This window comes from Idiomarina sp. MD25a, from assembly GCF_001870515.1.
In the GTDB taxonomy this organism is placed as follows: Bacteria; Pseudomonadota; Gammaproteobacteria; order Enterobacterales; family Alteromonadaceae; genus Idiomarina.
This window is the reverse complement of sequence record NZ_MDGT01000003.1, coordinates 899299-915769: the sequence shown is the minus strand read 5'-3', so window position 1 is coordinate 915769 and position 16471 is coordinate 899299. Positions and strand designations below refer to the sequence as shown.

The 16471-nt window shown below is 48.8% G+C and carries 16 protein-coding genes; 1 reads left to right on the top strand and 15 read right to left on the bottom strand.

Translation table 11 applies throughout. From position 1 onward, the window contains the following. Positions 1 to 11: 11 nt before the first annotated feature. The 10 genes from BFR57_RS08310 to topA all read right to left on the bottom strand — a co-directional run bounded on the left by BFR57_RS08310 (position 12) and on the right by topA (position 9936). A complete protein-coding gene (locus tag BFR57_RS08310) occupies positions 12 to 683 on the bottom strand; it encodes a TadE/TadG family type IV pilus assembly protein (protein ID WP_083405092.1) in 672 nt (223 codons plus the stop codon). Beyond that, a complete protein-coding gene (locus tag BFR57_RS08305; RefSeq protein ID WP_071463522.1) occupies positions 649 to 1053 on the bottom strand; it encodes a hypothetical protein in 405 nt (134 codons plus the stop codon). The genes BFR57_RS08310 and BFR57_RS08305 overlap by 35 nt, the downstream gene beginning before the upstream one ends. Next, positions 1053 to 1496: a type II secretion system protein gene (locus tag BFR57_RS08300; protein WP_071463521.1), complete on the bottom strand. Its 444-nt coding sequence runs from the start codon at positions 1494 to 1496 to the stop codon at positions 1053 to 1055. The genes BFR57_RS08305 and BFR57_RS08300 overlap by 1 nt, the downstream gene beginning before the upstream one ends. 21 nt (positions 1497 to 1517) lie before the next feature. After that, positions 1518 to 2537 (bottom strand): hypothetical protein, encoded by a 1020-nt coding sequence (locus BFR57_RS08295; protein ID WP_071463520.1) that lies wholly within the window; start codon positions 2535 to 2537, stop codon positions 1518 to 1520. Continuing rightward, entirely contained in the window at positions 2534 to 3931 is a 1398-nt protein-coding gene (locus tag BFR57_RS08290) for an ATPase, T2SS/T4P/T4SS family (protein WP_071463519.1), read from the bottom strand. The genes BFR57_RS08295 and BFR57_RS08290 overlap by 4 nt, the downstream gene beginning before the upstream one ends. Positions 3932 to 3933: 2 nt before the next feature. Continuing rightward, complete coding sequence (locus BFR57_RS08285) at positions 3934 to 4353, bottom strand: hypothetical protein (RefSeq protein ID WP_143441063.1); 420 nt, start codon at positions 4351 to 4353, stop codon at positions 3934 to 3936. Then, positions 4298 to 5365, bottom strand: a complete 1068-nt coding sequence (locus BFR57_RS08280; RefSeq protein ID WP_071463517.1) for a hypothetical protein — start codon at positions 5363 to 5365, stop codon at positions 4298 to 4300. The genes BFR57_RS08285 and BFR57_RS08280 overlap by 56 nt, the downstream gene beginning before the upstream one ends. After that, on the bottom strand, positions 5358 to 6827 hold the full coding sequence (locus BFR57_RS08275) for a hypothetical protein (RefSeq protein ID WP_071463516.1): 1470 nt from the start codon (positions 6825 to 6827) through the stop codon (positions 5358 to 5360). Before BFR57_RS08275 ends, BFR57_RS08280 begins: the two co-directional genes overlap by 8 nt. Continuing rightward, a complete protein-coding gene (locus BFR57_RS08270; RefSeq protein ID WP_071463515.1) occupies positions 6824 to 7219 on the bottom strand; it encodes a hypothetical protein in 396 nt (131 codons plus the stop codon). Before BFR57_RS08270 ends, BFR57_RS08275 begins: the two co-directional genes overlap by 4 nt. Positions 7220 to 7317: 98 nt before the next feature. Further along, on the bottom strand, positions 7318 to 9936 hold the full coding sequence (gene topA / locus BFR57_RS08265; protein ID WP_071463514.1) for a type I DNA topoisomerase: 2619 nt from the start codon (positions 9934 to 9936) through the stop codon (positions 7318 to 7320). A gap of 303 nt (positions 9937 to 10239) precedes the next feature. On the opposite strand from topA, the gene astB reads away from it, so the two are divergent. Beyond that, positions 10240 to 11580, top strand: a complete 1341-nt coding sequence (astB, locus tag BFR57_RS08260; RefSeq protein WP_071463513.1) for an N-succinylarginine dihydrolase — start codon at positions 10240 to 10242, stop codon at positions 11578 to 11580. Positions 11581 to 11640: 60 nt separating this feature from the next. On the opposite strand, the gene purF is transcribed toward astB, so the two are convergent. The 5 genes from purF to accD all read right to left on the bottom strand — a co-directional run bounded on the left by purF (position 11641) and on the right by accD (position 16444). After that, on the bottom strand, positions 11641 to 13158 hold the full coding sequence (gene purF, locus BFR57_RS08255; RefSeq protein WP_071463512.1) for an amidophosphoribosyltransferase: 1518 nt from the start codon (positions 13156 to 13158) through the stop codon (positions 11641 to 11643). 15 nt (positions 13159 to 13173) lie between these two features. Further along, entirely contained in the window at positions 13174 to 13668 is a 495-nt protein-coding gene (locus BFR57_RS08250) for a CvpA family protein (protein ID WP_071463511.1), read from the bottom strand. A gap of 74 nt (positions 13669 to 13742) precedes the next feature. After that, on the bottom strand, positions 13743 to 14276 hold the full coding sequence (locus tag BFR57_RS08245) for an SPOR domain-containing protein (RefSeq protein ID WP_071463510.1): 534 nt from the start codon (positions 14274 to 14276) through the stop codon (positions 13743 to 13745). Between the two features lie 9 nt (positions 14277 to 14285). Continuing rightward, positions 14286 to 15551 carry a bifunctional tetrahydrofolate synthase/dihydrofolate synthase gene (gene folC / locus BFR57_RS08240; protein WP_253183616.1) on the bottom strand — a complete coding sequence of 422 codons (1266 nt, stop codon included), beginning with the start codon at positions 15549 to 15551 and terminating at the stop codon, positions 14286 to 14288. Between the two features lie 11 nt (positions 15552 to 15562). Next, a complete protein-coding gene (gene accD, locus BFR57_RS08235; RefSeq protein ID WP_071463508.1) occupies positions 15563 to 16444 on the bottom strand; it encodes an acetyl-CoA carboxylase, carboxyltransferase subunit beta in 882 nt (293 codons plus the stop codon). Positions 16445 to 16471: the final 27 nt, after the last annotated feature.

The window sequence follows — 16471 nt, the reverse complement described above, 5'->3', positions numbered from 1 at the left end:
CGGCAGGATATTTAACGGTAGCCGCTAAGCATGCGATGTTCAGCGGTTGCCGTTAACGGCCAAAAGCTATCTCCTGTGACTTGCTGAGCTAATTGACAACGCGCTGACAAAGGCGCCAGCGACGCTAATACTCGATCGGCTAAGGGCACGTTAAGCTCGAGACACCAAGTCACCTCGATTTTCAAAGTGGTAGCAGCGACAAATGCATCCTCATTTTCAGCCGCGCGGCGACGTGCCCAATAGTGGTCGACTGGAATCTCTTCAATCCATTGCTGCGCTTCACTATCGTAATAACGCTCTTTAAATTGACTGAACATCTCATCGGTCGGCTGTATCACTTCAATGCTTGCAAACTTTAAGCCGTGCAATTGCTGAGCAGCAACCGATTTAAGTATGTTTTGCCAACTCTCAATGTCTTTATCTTTAGGTACCAAACTTGCCATGGTTGCCGCGAGAATGACACGCATCGGTCGTTTCTCGCCGTGGTTAATGGCGCCCACCCGAGCAGCGTACTGACTTGCGACAAACAGTGTTTGTTGTGCCCACCAAAGGTAAAGCAGCTGCGCCAGCAATAAACCAAACAGCAACATTAACGGCAGCACAATGACCGCCTCGACTAAACTTTGGCCCCGCTGTTGTTGTGGTTTTTTACGGCGTCCCCATAACACGAATCGTAACCTCATCGCCCTGCTGTTCAAATGGTAAATGTTGGCCAAGCATCAGTTTCGGCTGCACCCCCTTAAGTTGAGTACGCATCAGTAATTGCTCTGTATAAAAGGGATCCGGCACAAAGCGCCACGCAGTTGCGAACGGCCAAGTAGGAATCACATAGCGCCCTTGTCTCGCCAATTGTGCTTCGGTCAGCGCAAACTGACCGAAGCGTCTATAATGCTCACGTTGCGCCTGAATCAACATGATTAACTGCTGTTGCCACTGTAAACGTGTTTCGAGGTTTTCCTGCCAACGCCAAAAGGCGAGCGATACCTGCCATAAACCAGCAAGTACCGCAGCAGCGAGTATCACTTCCCAAAGACTAAAACCTTGATGACGCATTAGCCTTGGAAGGTAACTGTAAAGTCGCCATCGGCATATGAAGTTAACGCTGAAATATCGGTATAGTCACGGACGAGTCTTTGACCCTCCTCCGAACTTCCAACATTGGTTAATCTAATAATATACTTAGTTGCATCTACAGTATCAGGGCCAATCATAATATCACCCCCCCAAGGGTTCTTACCCACACCATCGGCCCAATCGGCAGGGACCGCACCAATATTGCTCAGCTCCGTCATACTGATGCCGGTAAACTCACCACTAGCTGGCTTCCACATCTGCGCCCCCGCTTGTAACGTGGTAATTACGTTTTTTGCCTCCGACACGCGCGCATTACCAACAGCCCAGTCTCGAAGCACTAACGTGCCGAGTGACGCAATAGCTATAATGCTAAGCACCGCCAAAACCTCAATAAAAGTGAATCCTTTAACTTTCGTTCGCATCTCCATCGCTCCTTGCAAAGATTAAATCGACGTCATCACGCGCATCATGGTGTTGCCAACCGCACTCAATAGTAATAACAACAAGCCCGTAATCAGCAGATAACACAACGCAATCCATAGGCGTTGTTGATAAGCGACACTGCGTTGAATATCAACGTAGCTTCGCTGCGCTACTTTAATCAGCGCCTCCCGTTGACCACTGAACTGTTGTCGATGGCTTATCCGAAATAATTGCCGTGGTAGCAATAAACCGGTATCGAGCACCACCGCTAGACTCACCCGCCCCTGTGCCAGACGCTGTTGCATCCGTTGTAAGTGCCAACGCGCATAGGGTGACGCCACACGAATCAGCACAGCAAAAATAGTATCGAGTGCAACGCGATGATGCATGAGAAGTGCGACCAAACGTGTCAGCCACAACGCATTGAGCGCACGGAATTGAGAAAACATCCCATAGCGTTCCACTCGTGTGCGGTGAATACCCACCCAATTGTGCGCTAACCAACGCCAACAAAACATTGCACCCACGAGACACATCGTCATCCACCACCACCCATCAGCAACAAGCCGACCGAACGCGATCACCCCCTCCGTAACTGGGTCGTTTTGCTGTGTAGCGGTATAACTGAGAAGCTTGGGTAAATAACTCTTTGCTGCGTAGGCATAGGCGAGCAATACCGTCAGTAGAATAGATACGGGGTACATCAATTGTTTATAAAACGTCCAACGTAGCCGCTGTAATTCGATCGTCACATCACGGTAATCGTTAAGTAGATCGGTTAAGCAGTTGTATTGCTGACCAATGAGGAAGAGTTCTAATAAATCTCGTTTAAGTTCACCCTGTAAGGCGTGCGCGATGGTTTGTCCGCGTCTCAGACCAATTTGCAATCGCTCAGCTAATTTTTGCTCTGGCCGCAATTTAAAATAGGCCGCTTGAGTACACATCGCTTCAGCTGCTTCGCGAGGGCCACTGCCATCCTCGAGCCAAACGCAGTAGTCTTCTACCCATTGCCACTGGCGCTGCTTACCCATTCGGTTCATTTTGCCTGCGGTCCTTCATCTGAGTAATGGTATTCGCGTGGCGCTTCCGCAATGACCTGCGCCGCTCCCCGTTTAGCTAGGCTCCGCCAACCGCAACGTTTAAGATGTTCACGCCAACCCACGTAATCGTGACTCAACGCAAATTGCCGAGCGACCTGGTCGAACACTACATACTCAGCAACCAACCTTGGCTGACCCTGTTGATACGTTAAGCGTTGTGCAATGATTCCTCGCAACACGCCTGGCGTGAGTAGTTGTTCTAGCGCACAACCGAGATCACGGAGTCGCTCTAGCGCCGATAACGCATCGCTAGCATGCAGCGTAGCGGTCACTAGATGACCGGTTAACGCAGCTCGAATGGCCGCGGCGGCCGTTGAATTATCACGAATTTCGCTGACCGAAATCACGTCAGGGTCTTCCCGCAGCGCAATTTTAATTGCATTTGCAAACCCCTCTTCTTCGCGCGTTGAGTCTATCCAACGTTGCTCAACGTTGGGTTGTTTGAGCTCGACAGGATCTTCGAGCGAAATAATCTTTGCCGACTCACTGAAGCGTTGATGAATAGCTGCCAATGTGGTTGTTTTGCCCTGTCCGGTAGGCCCGACAATGAGCAATAAGCCACTATTTTGTTGAAGCATGCAATCGACGCCTTTGATAATGTCTGGCTCAAAACCCAAAGACTCTAGCGACAAAGCACTCGATATCTCAGTCGCCAATAGCCGTAACGTAACAGCAAACCCATCGCTTAGCGGTGATTTCTGTAGCCGCACTTTTATTTCCGACAATTGACTATCAGCACGACTCAACGGCACCAATAAGCTCGCGCTATCGGTACTTTGTTCATTAAACACTTGGTTATAGTCATGACTGCGCGTATTGAGCGCTGCGGCAATCGCCTCGGTCATTGCCTCACGGTTACGTTGGTGATGGTCGACTAATACCCCTTTTACTCGATAGCAGGTTCTACAAAAGTGCTTACTGAATCTTAAATGAATATCGGATGCTCCTTTAGCCAACCCCTCAGCAACTAAATCCGAAAGTAATTGCTGAGCATGCGTTTGATCGGTCGCTTCGGCTTGCTGCTCGGCTTGCGGACGTCCTGTACGATAGGTCAGTATGGCGGCCCGAATCACACGCGCGTCAGCGACTGCACACTGCACTGGCTGCTGAGTGTAGTCGCGTAAAAGTTTTTCCAAGTTTTCGCGCTCGAGTACTGCTTGCCTAAATGCCTGCGGCGAACAGACTAAAAGTCCTGATTCCGTCGCTAACACCGCCTTATCATCACACCCTTCTTGATGCCACTGATTCAGCAGCATCTCACAGTATTGAAAGATAACAGGATGAATCGTACAGCCATAAAGCGCTTTGGCATCGAGCTGTGGAATACCTTCCATGATCAAAAGCACCTCCTTTGTGAGTCATGTTCTGCGTCAATCAGCGATCCCCAATACCAGTGGGTCGCATCACGCTGTAATTGCCAATCGTGGTTGGCTACACGAATACAATTACTCGGTTCAACCCCCTTTTTACGTACTGTCGGTTGTAAGAGCCGCTGTTGATGAGCGATCTCCACTTGTTTTTTAAGCCAATTTAATTGCAACTCCGCAAGGGCTAACTCGCGCTTTTTGTGTTCCATTGCCGCTTGCCAATCTTGATAAGCTTGCAGCTCCGCTTGCCATTGCTGTGTCACATTTGGCTTAGATTCAGCTTCAATGTCGTGTTGCTGCGCGAGCACTGGAAATGAACACAACACAACAAAACTAAGTGGGCTGAACCAACGGATAGTCCAGCGTCCATTGCACAGACCAGTAGCCATGTTGGTACCTCATTGATAAGGAAGAAAGTATCAGTTCAGGGTGTATTGCCAGCCACGCCGCTAATTGTTGGAGGTGTCGATAAGACATCATGTCGTAGGTAAGTTGCCATTGCGTAGCACCTTTGGTAACAATTTGCGCGTCATAAAACTGTTGGCGATAGTCATCTAATAGGTCATTGCTGGATAGCAGCTGACTGTTCTGCGATACCTGATAAGCTTTTAACGGCGCGGGTAATGTCTCTTGGCGTATAGCAGAGCGTGGCGACGTATTCGATATCGCCGCCTGCTGCCATGTCAGACGAATACCCGAGCGCGCCACTTCGATCTGCACCAACTGTTGCCGCTCAAAATACGGACGACTCATCAGTTGCCCGAGTTTATCGATCACCAGCACATGATCGAGCTGTTTGACGACCTTAGGCTCAATCTGGCTCGAGTCATGTTGCGGCGCGTCAAACAGCGTTATGAAGCCAACAAGCGCTGCCAACACAACGATTGCAGTAAAACTCACTGTCCACTTGATCAATGAGGAAACACGTTTCGCCATGCGCTCCGCGGGCGCCAATCGAATGAAGCTTTCTGAACATTGTTTTTCCTGCATTACCAATCCCGGCCAATCATCAGGTGCAGGTTGGCACGAACACCAATACCAATACTCTGGGCTCTGAGACTTCGGATATTCAGTTTGCCAAACACCGACGCGCTTAATTAAGCTTTCCACTTCGCCCTGTTCGATTGCAGCCAGCCGTTCGCCTTGCCAAACGACTAACCGAGCCGGCTTTATGTCTGCAATAATCCAGCCGAAAATACGTTCCTGCGGCCAATCATTGCGCGCACAAAATAAAATATCGAGGCCGGGTTGGTGACTTAAACTCAGCCACCACTGCTGCATGAAGAACACCAAACCACAGTAGGGATAGTTCCACTGCGCAACGGTCGCTAACAATTGCTTATGTGATGGCTTCTTATTGCCCAGTCGCAAGCGAAAACTTTGCGTAACCCAATCACTCATTCGCGACTCCTACAATGCGCGGAGTAATGAGTAGTAGCGTTTCACTATTCTGTTGCTTTTGTTGCTGCCCACCACCCAGTAGCCAGCTCACCCCCGAACGGGTTCGGCCTGCTTCGGTTTGTTGATTTCGAAAGCCCGTCAGCAACAAAGTTTCTGAGTGACCAACCAAAGCCTTTAAGAAAAAGTGTTTGCGAGCGGTATGGGGAGTCTGAATCATGTTATCGCCAGACTGCACCACACTCATGCCCTGCAACGCACTCATTTGAGAAGATAAATGTAACAAGACATCTCTTTCTAGAATGTTCGGCAGTACAAATAGTCGGAATCCCGTTGTCACGCGGCCCGGTTTGAGTCGCTGCTGTTGTCCCACATAAGGCGTACTACTCACTTCCGATTCAGCCAAATAAGCTTGCTCTTCTTCAACCAAAAGTTGAGCGATTTGGTGGTTTAATGTCAGTAAACGCGGGTGGTGGCTCACTTTGACATGACCCTGCTTTTGCAACGCCTGCACTAACACTTCAACTGAATTACGCGAACCATTTAATGGGCTCAGAATAAAGCGTCCCGCGGCCTGTTGCAGCCAATTTTCTGAACCATTTTGAGAGGTTAACCAAGGTGCGCCCTGACTGTTTCGTCTGACACTCGACCAATCAACGGTGTATTGCTCGTTATCGCTAAAGCGAATTTCGACCACTTGGACATCTAATGCAACTTGTCGAGTTAAACTATTGTTCAACTGTGCAATGTAACTATCCACTTGCTTAATCACACTCGGTGTATCTTTCACCAGTAAGGCGCTGGCATTTGCGTTGAGGGCGACCTCGCCACTATCAGACAACATTAGCGTGATAGCGGCTTTCAGCTCATCCCAAGCCGGTTTATCGCCTGACTTAAAACCCAGCTGTCCTGCCGCGTCGTTAGACGATCGCTGAGAACCTTGTTCATTCAGCGAAAACTGTGTCATACCGGCTAGAAACGCTAAATCATAACGCTTTACTTGATATCGCTTTAGATGAACCGCATAGGGTTCATACTCAATAAACAGCTGCTGTCCATTACTGAGCCAAGCAAGCCATTCGCCGACTGTGCCAGTAAAATGACTCGATATCAGCGTATCGGGCTGAATTTCCGGATCGAGTAAAACCGCAACATTGAGCGGTGTGAAAACAGTTTGTAACGCTTGTAACAACGGGACTTTACTAAGTTGCGTTTGTAACGGTTGGCTGTACCAAATCGGCTTATCTATCGAACTTTTTGCCAAAGCAGGTACGTAAAACTGGTCGCTCTTTACCACGATCTCTGGTGGTTCTGGGGCAAGTTGATAGCCGTATTCGCTCGCTAAATGCTGATGCTGTTGTTCGGCTAGGGCGTCAGCCTCTGCGATAAGGGCAGCCGGGTCATAACTGCACGCTACGCAGAGCAGACCGCCGAGCAACGTGGATACAACACGCAAATAACTCACAACGGCGATTCCTGATAGCGCACCACGGCGCCTTGATTGGCGTAGAGCACGAGTTGCAGACCAAATGGCTTAAGTAGACGGGTAAAAAAGCCTTGCCAATTGTCCGCCTCAAGCAAGTAATCCGTTGGCCATTGATGATGATGCGACGCCTGCCAATCGACAACCTTAATCGCTAAATGTTGCTTTAATAGCTTTATAACCTGCGGCTCGAGTAGCCCAGCTCTAACCATCGCAGCAACGCCCTGGCTTTGTGATTGCCACTGCATCGGCTGATCAAACTCAGCGGGACCTAAATCAAGTGATAGGCAATCTTGCGCCATACTGATGGGTGCCACGCCACTCGTCAGTGCGGCAATCAGCACTAAATAGCAGGTTAGTTTTTGCAGGATCATGACCTTTACTCAGTTGGGTTAATTCAATACCCCAAACTTTATAAAGCGCATAAAAAAGGGGCGATACCCGATCGCCCCTTCGTTTAGTCAGTGATGGATTATTTTTTATCGATGACCCACTTGCCACCCTTGTAGTGAGCCTTCCAACCGGTCTGCTTTTTATGGACCTCGGTCACCACGTATTGCTCTTTGTTTTTCCGCGAGAAGCGAACGATAGCCTCGTTACCCTCGTCATCTTCCTGTGGCGCTTCGGCAAGATACTTAAACTTGTCAGGCAAACGGTCTTTAAACCGCGCAAGCTCCTTGACCTTAACCGCTCGCGTCTCACGCGACTTAGGAAAGGTGTTCGCTGATAAGAAAATACCTGAAGCGCCATCACGTAACACAAAGTACGCGTCCGAATCCTCGCACGGAAGCTCAGGCAACGGTACGGGATCTTCTTTCGGTGGTGCGGGCTCACCATTGCGTAATAGCTTACGCGTGTTTTTACACTCATCATTGGTACAGTCGAAGTATTTACCAAACCGTCCAGTCTTAAGCTGCATCTCCGAACCGCATTTGTCACACTCAATGGTCGGCCCATCATAGCCCTTAATACGAAACTCACCTTGCTCAATGAGGTAGCCATCACAGGTGGGGTTATTACCACACACATGTAACTTGCGCTTCTCATCAATGAGGTAACTATCCATTGCTGTACCGCATTTAGCGCAACGCTTTTTGGCTCGCAGTGCTTCAGTCTCGCGCTCATCCTCGTCAGTGACCTTCACCGCCTCTTCGCCTGGCGTTAAGTTGAGCGTTTGAGTACAGCGTTCCTTCGGCGGCAAGTTGTAACCTGAACAACCCAAGAAAACACCCGTTGATGCCGTGCGAATGCCCATTTCACGACCACATTTAGGACACTCAATATCGGTCATGACCATTTGGTTGCCGCGCATACCGCCTTCATTCGGGTCGCGCTCGGCTTGTTCGAGATTTGCTTTAAAGTCCTCGTAAAACTTATCGAGCGTTTCTTTCCAATTACGTTTGCCTGCGGCAATGTCATCGAGCGCCTGCTCCATCTCCGCGGTAAAGTTGTAATTCATTAACTCGGTAAAGTTTTCAATGAGTCGATCGTTAACGATTTCACCCATTTTTTCGGCGAAAAAGCGGCGATTATCGACCTTGACGTATCCGCGGTCCTGAATCGTTGAGATAATCGATGCATAGGTCGAAGGGCGACCAATGCCACGCTTCTCGAGCTCTTTTACCAACGATGCCTCACTGTAGCGCGCAGGTGGCTTGGTGAAGTGTTGTTGCGGATCTAATTGGTTGAGTGCAAGGATTTCACCTTTACCGATATCAGGTAAGGTCATATCTCCGTCTTTCTTCGACGATGACGGCGGTAGCACCTTGGTCCAACCCGCAAAACGCATCACGCGACCACGAGCTTTAAGCTCAAACTCACCCGCTTGCGCAATCAGTGTCGTGCTATCGTATTTTGCCGGTACCATTTGGCAAGCCACAAACTGACGCCAAATCAATTCGTACAGGCGCTGAGCATCACGATCCATGCTCCCCAACTTATCGGCCTTGATATTCACATCCGAAGGACGAATCGCCTCGTGCGCTTCTTGTGCACCCTCTTTTGAACCATAGCGATTCGGTTGTTTCGGCAAGTAATTAGCGCCAAAGCTCTTTTCTATGTAATCACGACACGCGCTCACTGCATCCGCACTCAAATTAGTTGAGTCGGTACGCATGTAGGTAATGTGACCCGCTTCATACAAGCGCTGTGCCAAGGTCATGGTTTTCTTTACACCAAAACCTAAACGCGTACTGGCTGACTGCTGCAACGTCGAAGTGATAAACGGAGCCGATGGCTTGCTCGACGTGGGTTTGTCTTCGCGTGCAATAACTTCGTATTCGGCGTCTTTTAACTGTGCCAATGCCGCGTCAGTCTGTTCTTTGTTCGCCGGTCTGAAGCTCTCTCCGGCTTGCTTCACGACCTGCATGCGCAGATCGTCTTTAGCTTGTGTGGCTAAATCCGCGTGTACATCCCAATACTCTTCCGGAACAAAGGCTTTAATCTCACGCTCGCGTTCGACCACCAAGCGAACGGCAACGGACTGCACGCGTCCGGCAGATAGCCCGCGGGCAATTTTCTTCCATAACAAAGGCGATACCATGAAACCCACAACACGGTCTAAAAATCGACGTGTTTGTTGTGCATTGACGCGATCCAAGTTGAGTTGTGCTGGGTGCGAGAAAGCATCTTGGATCGCATTTTTGGTAATTTCGTTAAAAACCACACGTTGATATCGGTCGTTTTCGCCACCCAACAGTTCACGCAAGTGCCAGGCGATCGCTTCCCCTTCGCGGTCCAAATCCGTTGCGAGGATAACTTTGTCCGACTTTTTCGCGAGCTGAGTGAGTTCCTTGACTACTTTTTCCTTACCGGGCAACACTTCATAGTGCGCATCCCAATCATGCTCGGGATCGATCCCCATTCGCGCAACCAAACGTTTAAAGTCTCGTTGCTGTTGGTACGCCGCTTTGTCCTCCGGCGACATTTTGCGGACTTCCGCCGCCGATTTGCTCGGTACCTTTTCTACCGCCTTGGTAGGAAGGTCGCGCACATGCCCTACGCTGGATTTCACGATAAAATCGTTACCCAGGTATTTATTAATTGTTTTGGCTTTTGCCGGGGACTCGACAATAACGAGCGATTTCGCCATAGAGTTTAGCTTCTCTTTTCTTTAACTGTCAGACGATATAGGTTCATAACCACTGAAATACAAGTGGCAACCCGATGATTCTGCCTTTTTTAAGATATATCGGTTATTTTCTTAAGAAACAACCATAACCTGTGCATTTGATAAAAATTCGCACAATTTAGATAAACAGTCAGACTCTCATAATTTTCAGTAAGCCCACGAAAATAAAGGCTTACAAGCCGTTATTAACAACGTATAATAATTCTAATTCGATCATATCAGGCTAAACAGTAGCCCCCCCGAAAGGAGCGCGAATACGTGACTATGCAACACTTTGAAGTGAATTATGACGGCCTTGTCGGTCCGACTCACAATTACGCTGGTTTGTCATTCGGCAACGTTGCCTCGCTAGCCAACGCAAAGGCTGTTTCTAGCCCTAAAAGCGCCGCCCTACAAGGGCTAATGAAGATGAAAGCGCTACACGACATGGGCATGAAGCAAGGTGTTTTGGCGCCACAAGAACGTCCAGATATTTATGCGTTGCGACGCCTGGGCTTCACAGGTACCGATGGCGAAGTATTATATAAAGCGGCAACCGAAGCACCGGCTATTTTCCAAGCGGTATGCTCAGCATCAAGCATGTGGACCGCCAACGCAGCGACTGTATCACCCAGTGCCGATACAGCAAATGGCAAAGTGCATTTTACACCGGCTAACTTAACGAATAAGTTTCACCGCTCACTCGAGCCAGTAACCAGTGGCAATATTCTTAAAGCCATGTTTGCACATGAACGTTATTTCGAGCATCACACTCACCTGCCTGATAACGAGCACTTTGGCGATGAAGGCGCAGCAAACCACACGCGTTTATGTGAACAATACGGTCATGCCGGTGTTGAAATCTTTACTTACGGTCGTTGCGCATTTGATAGTACCCAACCTGCACCGCAAAAGTTCCCTGCGCGGCAAACGTTGGAAGCATCTCAAGCCATCGCTCGCTTGCATGGTCTAACTGATGACAACACCGTTTATCTGCAGCAAAACCCCGATGTTATCGACCAAGGCGTGTTTCATAACGACGTTATTGCCGTGGGTAACCAAAACGTATTGTTCTATCACGAGCAGGCATTCCGTAATACCGAGCAGAAATTCGCTGAAATCCAACAAAAGTTTGGCGATACCCCAGTGCACTTCATCGAAGTTAAAACCGATGAGGTGAGCGTACAGGACGCTGTATCAACTTATTTGTTTAACACCCAGTTGATTACACCGCCGGATGGCATCATGACCCTCATTGCACCGACCGAGTGTCAAGAAAACCCGCGTGTAAAAGCTTATCTTGAGTCACTGGTGCAGCGCGATAACCCTATCAAGCGCGTTGAGTTCTTTGACGTTAAACAAAGTATGCGTAACGGTGGTGGACCTGCCTGTTTACGTCTACGAGTAGCGCTCAACGACGAAGAGCTTAAAGCCGCTAATCCGAACTGTTTGATGAGCGATGAGCTGTATCAACGCTTAACTCAGTGGGTTGATAAACACTATCGCGAAGAGCTTGCCGTTGACGACTTACGTGACCCTGCGTTGCTCGAAGAGTCGCGTTCTGCGCTTGATGAGTTAACGCAAATCTTAAAACTCGGTTCGGTATACCCGTTCCAACAAGACTAAGTCGAAAAGATGACATAAAAAAGGGGCGCTCAAAGCGCCCCTTTTTGGTAACCGACCTGGTTAATCATTGTCGTTATGTAGCTCGAGGTTAGCATCACCACCACCATCGCGCTGTGCTTTCGCCATATCATTGCGAGCAGCATCAAGTTCATCCAAATAGTCTTGGTTAATATCGCCCGTAATGTATTCACCGCTGAATACTGATGTTTCAAAACGTTGAACGTTGGTGTTCTCTTCTCCAACGGCCGCTACAAGATCGTCTAAGTCCTGATAAATAAGCCCATCAGCACCGATCATCTCGCAAATTTCGTTACTTTCACGACCATGACCAATCAATTCATTAGCGCTTGGCATGTCGATACCGTAAACGTTAGGGAAGCGAATTTCAGGCGCCGCTGAGGCAAAATAAACGCGCTTAGCACCCGCTTCCCGTGCCATCTCGATAATTTGCTCAGAAGTGGTGCCTCGAACTATAGAGTCATCGACCAATAACACGTTTTTGCCCTTAAACTCAGCACTGATCGCATTCAGTTTACGACGCACTGACTTACGGCGCTGTGTTTGACCCGGCATGATAAAGGTACGACCAATATAGCGATTTTTAACGAAGCCTTGGCGGTACGGGAGGTCGAGTACGCTAGCAATCTCTAACGCGATATCACAACTGGTTTCAGGGATTGGAATCACTACATCAATATCGAGATCGGCGTAGTCACGTTTGAGTTTTTCGCCCAATTTACGTCCCATGTTCACGCGTGATGCATACACAGAAATACCATCAATAAACGAGTCAGGACGCGCAAAATAGACATACTCAAAAATACAAGGGCAGTGTTTTGGCTTATCCGCACACTGACGCGAGAAAAGTTGACCATCGTTGGTGATATAAATCGCCTCACCTGGCTCTACGTCGCGTACATATTTGAAGCCCGTACCATCGATCGCCACACTCTCTGAGGCAACAATATATTCGTCACCTTCAGCCGTCTCACGCTTACCGAGTGCAAGTGGACGAATGCCCCACGGGTCGCGAAAAGCAACCAAGCCATGGCCTAGGATCATCGATACAACGGCATAAGCACCACGCACTTTACGATGTACTGCGGTAATCGTTCTAAACACGTCATCTGCACTGAGTTCAAGACTTTCATTTTTATCGAGCTCGTTGGCAAATACGTTCAATAATATCTCAGAATCCGACGTTGTATTAATATGGCGACGCGCGGTTTTAAATAAGTGAGCATGCACATCCGAAGCATTCGTTAGGTTACCATTGTGCGCCATGGCAATGCCGAAGGGTGAATTAACATAGAACGGTTGTGCCTCAGCAGAACTTGAGCTGCCCGCTGTCGGATAACGCACGTGACCAATACCGACATTGCCGGCGAGACGATGCATATGACGTGTATGAAATACATCACGCACCAAACCATTGGCCTTGCGTAAGCGCAATGTATTGTACTCATCCACCGTCATGATGCCGGCAGCATCCTGTCCGCGGTGTTGGAGCATGGTTAAGCCGTCATACAGCGCTTGATTGACCGGCTGTTTGCCGACGATACCAACGATACCACACATAACTTTACGACCCTCTTAGACTGATTGCGGGACTAAAAAACTTGAACTGCTTTCTAGATATTCAAAAAACCACTGAATAAACACGCCAAAATGCGGTATCAATACCGACTCCCGCCACCACTCACTATTCGAGAGGGTGGTAAATGAGTCCATGAAGAACAACAATGCACTCACGATTAATACACCTCGAAGCGCACCAAACACTAAACCAAGCACTCGATCTGTACCAGACAGTCCAGTATGTTGAACGAGTTTCGAAAGGATGTAGTTGAGGATGGCGCCGATTATCAGCGTAGCAACAAATAAGGCGGCAATAGCGGCCGCATTTCGGACAAGCGGATCTTGGATTTCAGTAAAATATACGGCTAAATCTTTGTAGAACTGACTCGATATAACAAAGGCAGCTATCCATATCACTAAAGATACAGCTTCCTTAACAAAGCCTCGAATCAAACTCACCAAGGTTGAAATGGTGATAATGATGATGATTGCGTAATCTATCCAGAGCATAAGCACTCAGTCGCACTGAAAAAGTGTGCAGATTTTAACAGAATCGAATTAAAAATGCGGCTTTTTTTATTTCTTTACGGTTTATAGCTTAATACCTTGCCTTGTAGACCGGTCAACTCTTTAAGCGCACTCAGTTGCTGTTCCAGCGCTTGCTTAGATGTGTCAGGACCAACCATGAGCTTAGTCAATTGACCTTGGCTTCCACCTGGCTCGATAAATACCGCAAAACCTTTATCTTGCAACTGCTTTTGTAATGCCAACACGCTGTCGCGATTACTAAAAGCACCGAGCTGGATAACGTAAGCATCGCCGCTCAGTGTCACTGATTTCATTTCACGTTGCGGTGCTTTCACTTGCTTTTGCGCGTCAACTGTTGGCGCATCATCCGCTGTCACTTCATCGTTCTGCTGCTCACTCGCCGCAACGGGCTGAGGCTCAAACTCGGTCGGTGCCTGCAGCGAAGCACTCTGTTCTGGTTTCAAGGGGATCGTTTCGAAGTCTTCAACCGCTTCCGTTTTTTTACCATCCAAAACATCTGGTAAGATGATAACCGCGAGCGCGACCAAAATGAGGGAGCCCACAATTCTGTTTTGCAACCGACTTGCCAAGTTGAACTCCTATTCGTTAGACGAATTAATTTTTGCGAAAATATGCCCTACAGTGTAAAACGAGCCAAACGCGAAAACCAGTGCGTTTTTCTGCTGTGCGCGCTCTACGGCAAAATCAAAAGCCGCTTCAACACCCTCAAAGCAGCTTACTTGGGCTTTATTAAGCGCCTCACAAGCAGCCAGTTGCTCGGCCGTATTGCCGCGCGGTTCATGCAAGGTGCCTAACGCCCATTCAGTAATATGGGGCGTTAACGCTTCAAACACGCTATTGGCATCTTTGTCTTTCAGCATTCCCACGACAGCTATGATCTCGGGATGCGGCGTGCGCGCTAATTGCTGCGCCACGTAATTTGCCGCATGACCATTGTGAGCAACGTCAAGCAACACATCAACCTGCTGATAACGTAATCGCTGCATACGCCCCATCAGCGACGCTTTAGCTAAACCGAGTTTAATGGCATCTGCACTGACCGCCAGCGGTAAGCATTCTAACGCCGCTAACGTTGTTACAGCGTTCACTAGAGGTAGCTTCGGCAACGGTAACTCAAACAAGTTAACGTTCAAGCCGTAATAATGCCAGTGCTCATCGTATCGCTTACTTGAAAAATCACGCCCCACTTGCTTCAGATCCGCACTGATTGATGAGGCATGGGCAGCTATACTCTTCGGTGGATAGCTATCGCCACAGATTAACGGTGTATTTGCGCGTGCGATTCCGGCCTTTTCAAAACCTATTTTTTCTCGGTTATCACCGAGAAATTGCACATGATCAATGCCGATACTGGTGATAACAGCTACATCAGCGTCCACGACATTCACAGCATCTAGCCGACCACCTAAACCCACCTCAAGAATGGCCACATCGAGTTCAGCACGTTGCATTAACCAAAGCGCCGCCAATGTGCCCATCTCGAAATAAGTCAACGAGGTTCCTTGGCGGGCGTCATTAATCGCAGCAAAAGCGGCGGCATGGTCCGCCTCGGATAAGAGTGCGTCATTGATTTGCACGCGCTCCCGGTAATCCACTAGATGGGGCGATGTGTAAACACCCACTTTATAGCCGGCTTGCTGCAGCACTGAGGATAACATCGCTACGGTACTGCCTTTGCCGTTGGTACCCGCGACAGTAATAGTAAAACGAGCGGGTTGTGCGATTGCGGCACGATCGCGCACTTGATGCGAGCGCTCTAGGCCAAGGTCAATTTCGGTTGGATGTATTTTTTCAAGGTAGGTCAGCCAGTCCGACAGCGAGCTATTCGCTGTCGGGGCTATCATGTGCTCGCTCATCACAAATCAGCTGCTTCCATTTCGCTTTGTGCCGGGCTTTCTAGGTTTTGGAATTTAGCTAACAAACGTGCCACCGTTGAACGCATCTCGCGACGATCAACAATCATATCAATGGCGCCATGTTCTAGTAGGAACTCAGCACGCTGAAAACCCTCAGGCAAGGTTTGGCGTACCGTCTGTTCAATGACACGAGGACCAGCAAAGCCAATCAATGCTTTAGGCTCAGCAATATGGATATCGCCGAGCATTGCCAAACTTGCACTCACTCCACCCATGGTCGGATCGGTCAGAATAGAGATGTACGGCAGACCTGCTTCGCTCATTTTAGCCAAGGCTGCAGAGGTTTTTGCCATTTGCATCAACGACATCAAAGCCTCTTGCATACGCGCACCACCGGATGCCGAGAAGCACACCAATGGTAGATTGTGTTCTAAGCACAGCTCAGCGGCTTGCACGAACTTAGCGCCTACTACGGAGGCCATCGAGCCCCCCATAAAGTTGAAGTCAAACGCTACAGCGACCACGGGAACGCCTAATACCGTTCCGCGTTGTGCAATCAATGCATCTTTTTCGCCACTACTTTTCTGGGCTGCTGCAATGCGGTCCTTGTACTTTTTCGAGTCTTTAAACTTTAGGATATCTTTAGGTTCAAGATCCGCCGCTATTTCTGAGACGCCTGCCTCATCTAAAAAGATGCGTAACCGTTCGCGGCCCGTCAAGCGCATGTGATGACCACATTTAGGGCACACATTTAAACTACGGTCTAAGTCGTTGCGATACAAAATAGCATCACACGCAGCACACTTGCTCCACACACCTTCGGGAACATTGCGACGTTTGTTGACTTTAGGTTTAGCAAGAATACGTTCAATCCAGCTCATAATGGTCCGCTTAATCAGCTTTAATAA

Bases quoted from the DNA above. Each gene is read 5' to 3' on its own strand.
- BFR57_RS08310 (WP_083405092.1), bottom strand. From the start codon at position 683: ATGAGGTTACGATTCGTGTTATGGGGACGCCGTAAAAAACCACAACAA.
- BFR57_RS08305 (WP_071463522.1), bottom strand. From the start codon at position 1,053: ATGCGTCATCAAGGTTTTAGTCTTTGGGAAGTGATACTCGCTGCTGCG.
- BFR57_RS08300 (WP_071463521.1), bottom strand. From the start codon at position 1,496: ATGCGAACGAAAGTTAAAGGATTCACTTTTATTGAGGTTTTGGCGGTG.
- BFR57_RS08295 (WP_071463520.1), bottom strand. From the start codon at position 2,537: ATGAACCGAATGGGTAAGCAGCGCCAGTGGCAATGGGTAGAAGACTAC.
- BFR57_RS08290 (WP_071463519.1), bottom strand. From the start codon at position 3,931: ATGGAAGGTATTCCACAGCTCGATGCCAAAGCGCTTTATGGCTGTACG.
- BFR57_RS08285 (WP_143441063.1), bottom strand. From the start codon at position 4,353: ATGGCTACTGGTCTGTGCAATGGACGCTGGACTATCCGTTGGTTCAGC.
- BFR57_RS08280 (WP_071463517.1), bottom strand. From the start codon at position 5,365: ATGAGTGATTGGGTTACGCAAAGTTTTCGCTTGCGACTGGGCAATAAG.
- BFR57_RS08270 (WP_071463515.1), bottom strand. From the start codon at position 7,219: ATGATCCTGCAAAAACTAACCTGCTATTTAGTGCTGATTGCCGCACTG.
- topA (WP_071463514.1), bottom strand. From the start codon at position 9,936: ATGGCGAAATCGCTCGTTATTGTCGAGTCCCCGGCAAAAGCCAAAACA.
- astB (WP_071463513.1), top strand. From the start codon at position 10,240: ATGCAACACTTTGAAGTGAATTATGACGGCCTTGTCGGTCCGACTCAC.
- purF (WP_071463512.1), bottom strand. From the start codon at position 13,158: ATGTGTGGTATCGTTGGTATCGTCGGCAAACAGCCGGTCAATCAAGCG.
- BFR57_RS08250 (WP_071463511.1), bottom strand. From the start codon at position 13,668: ATGCTCTGGATAGATTACGCAATCATCATCATTATCACCATTTCAACC.
- folC (WP_253183616.1), bottom strand. From the start codon at position 15,551: ATGATAGCCCCGACAGCGAATAGCTCGCTGTCGGACTGGCTGACCTAC.
- accD (WP_071463508.1), bottom strand. From the start codon at position 16,444: ATGAGCTGGATTGAACGTATTCTTGCTAAACCTAAAGTCAACAAACGT.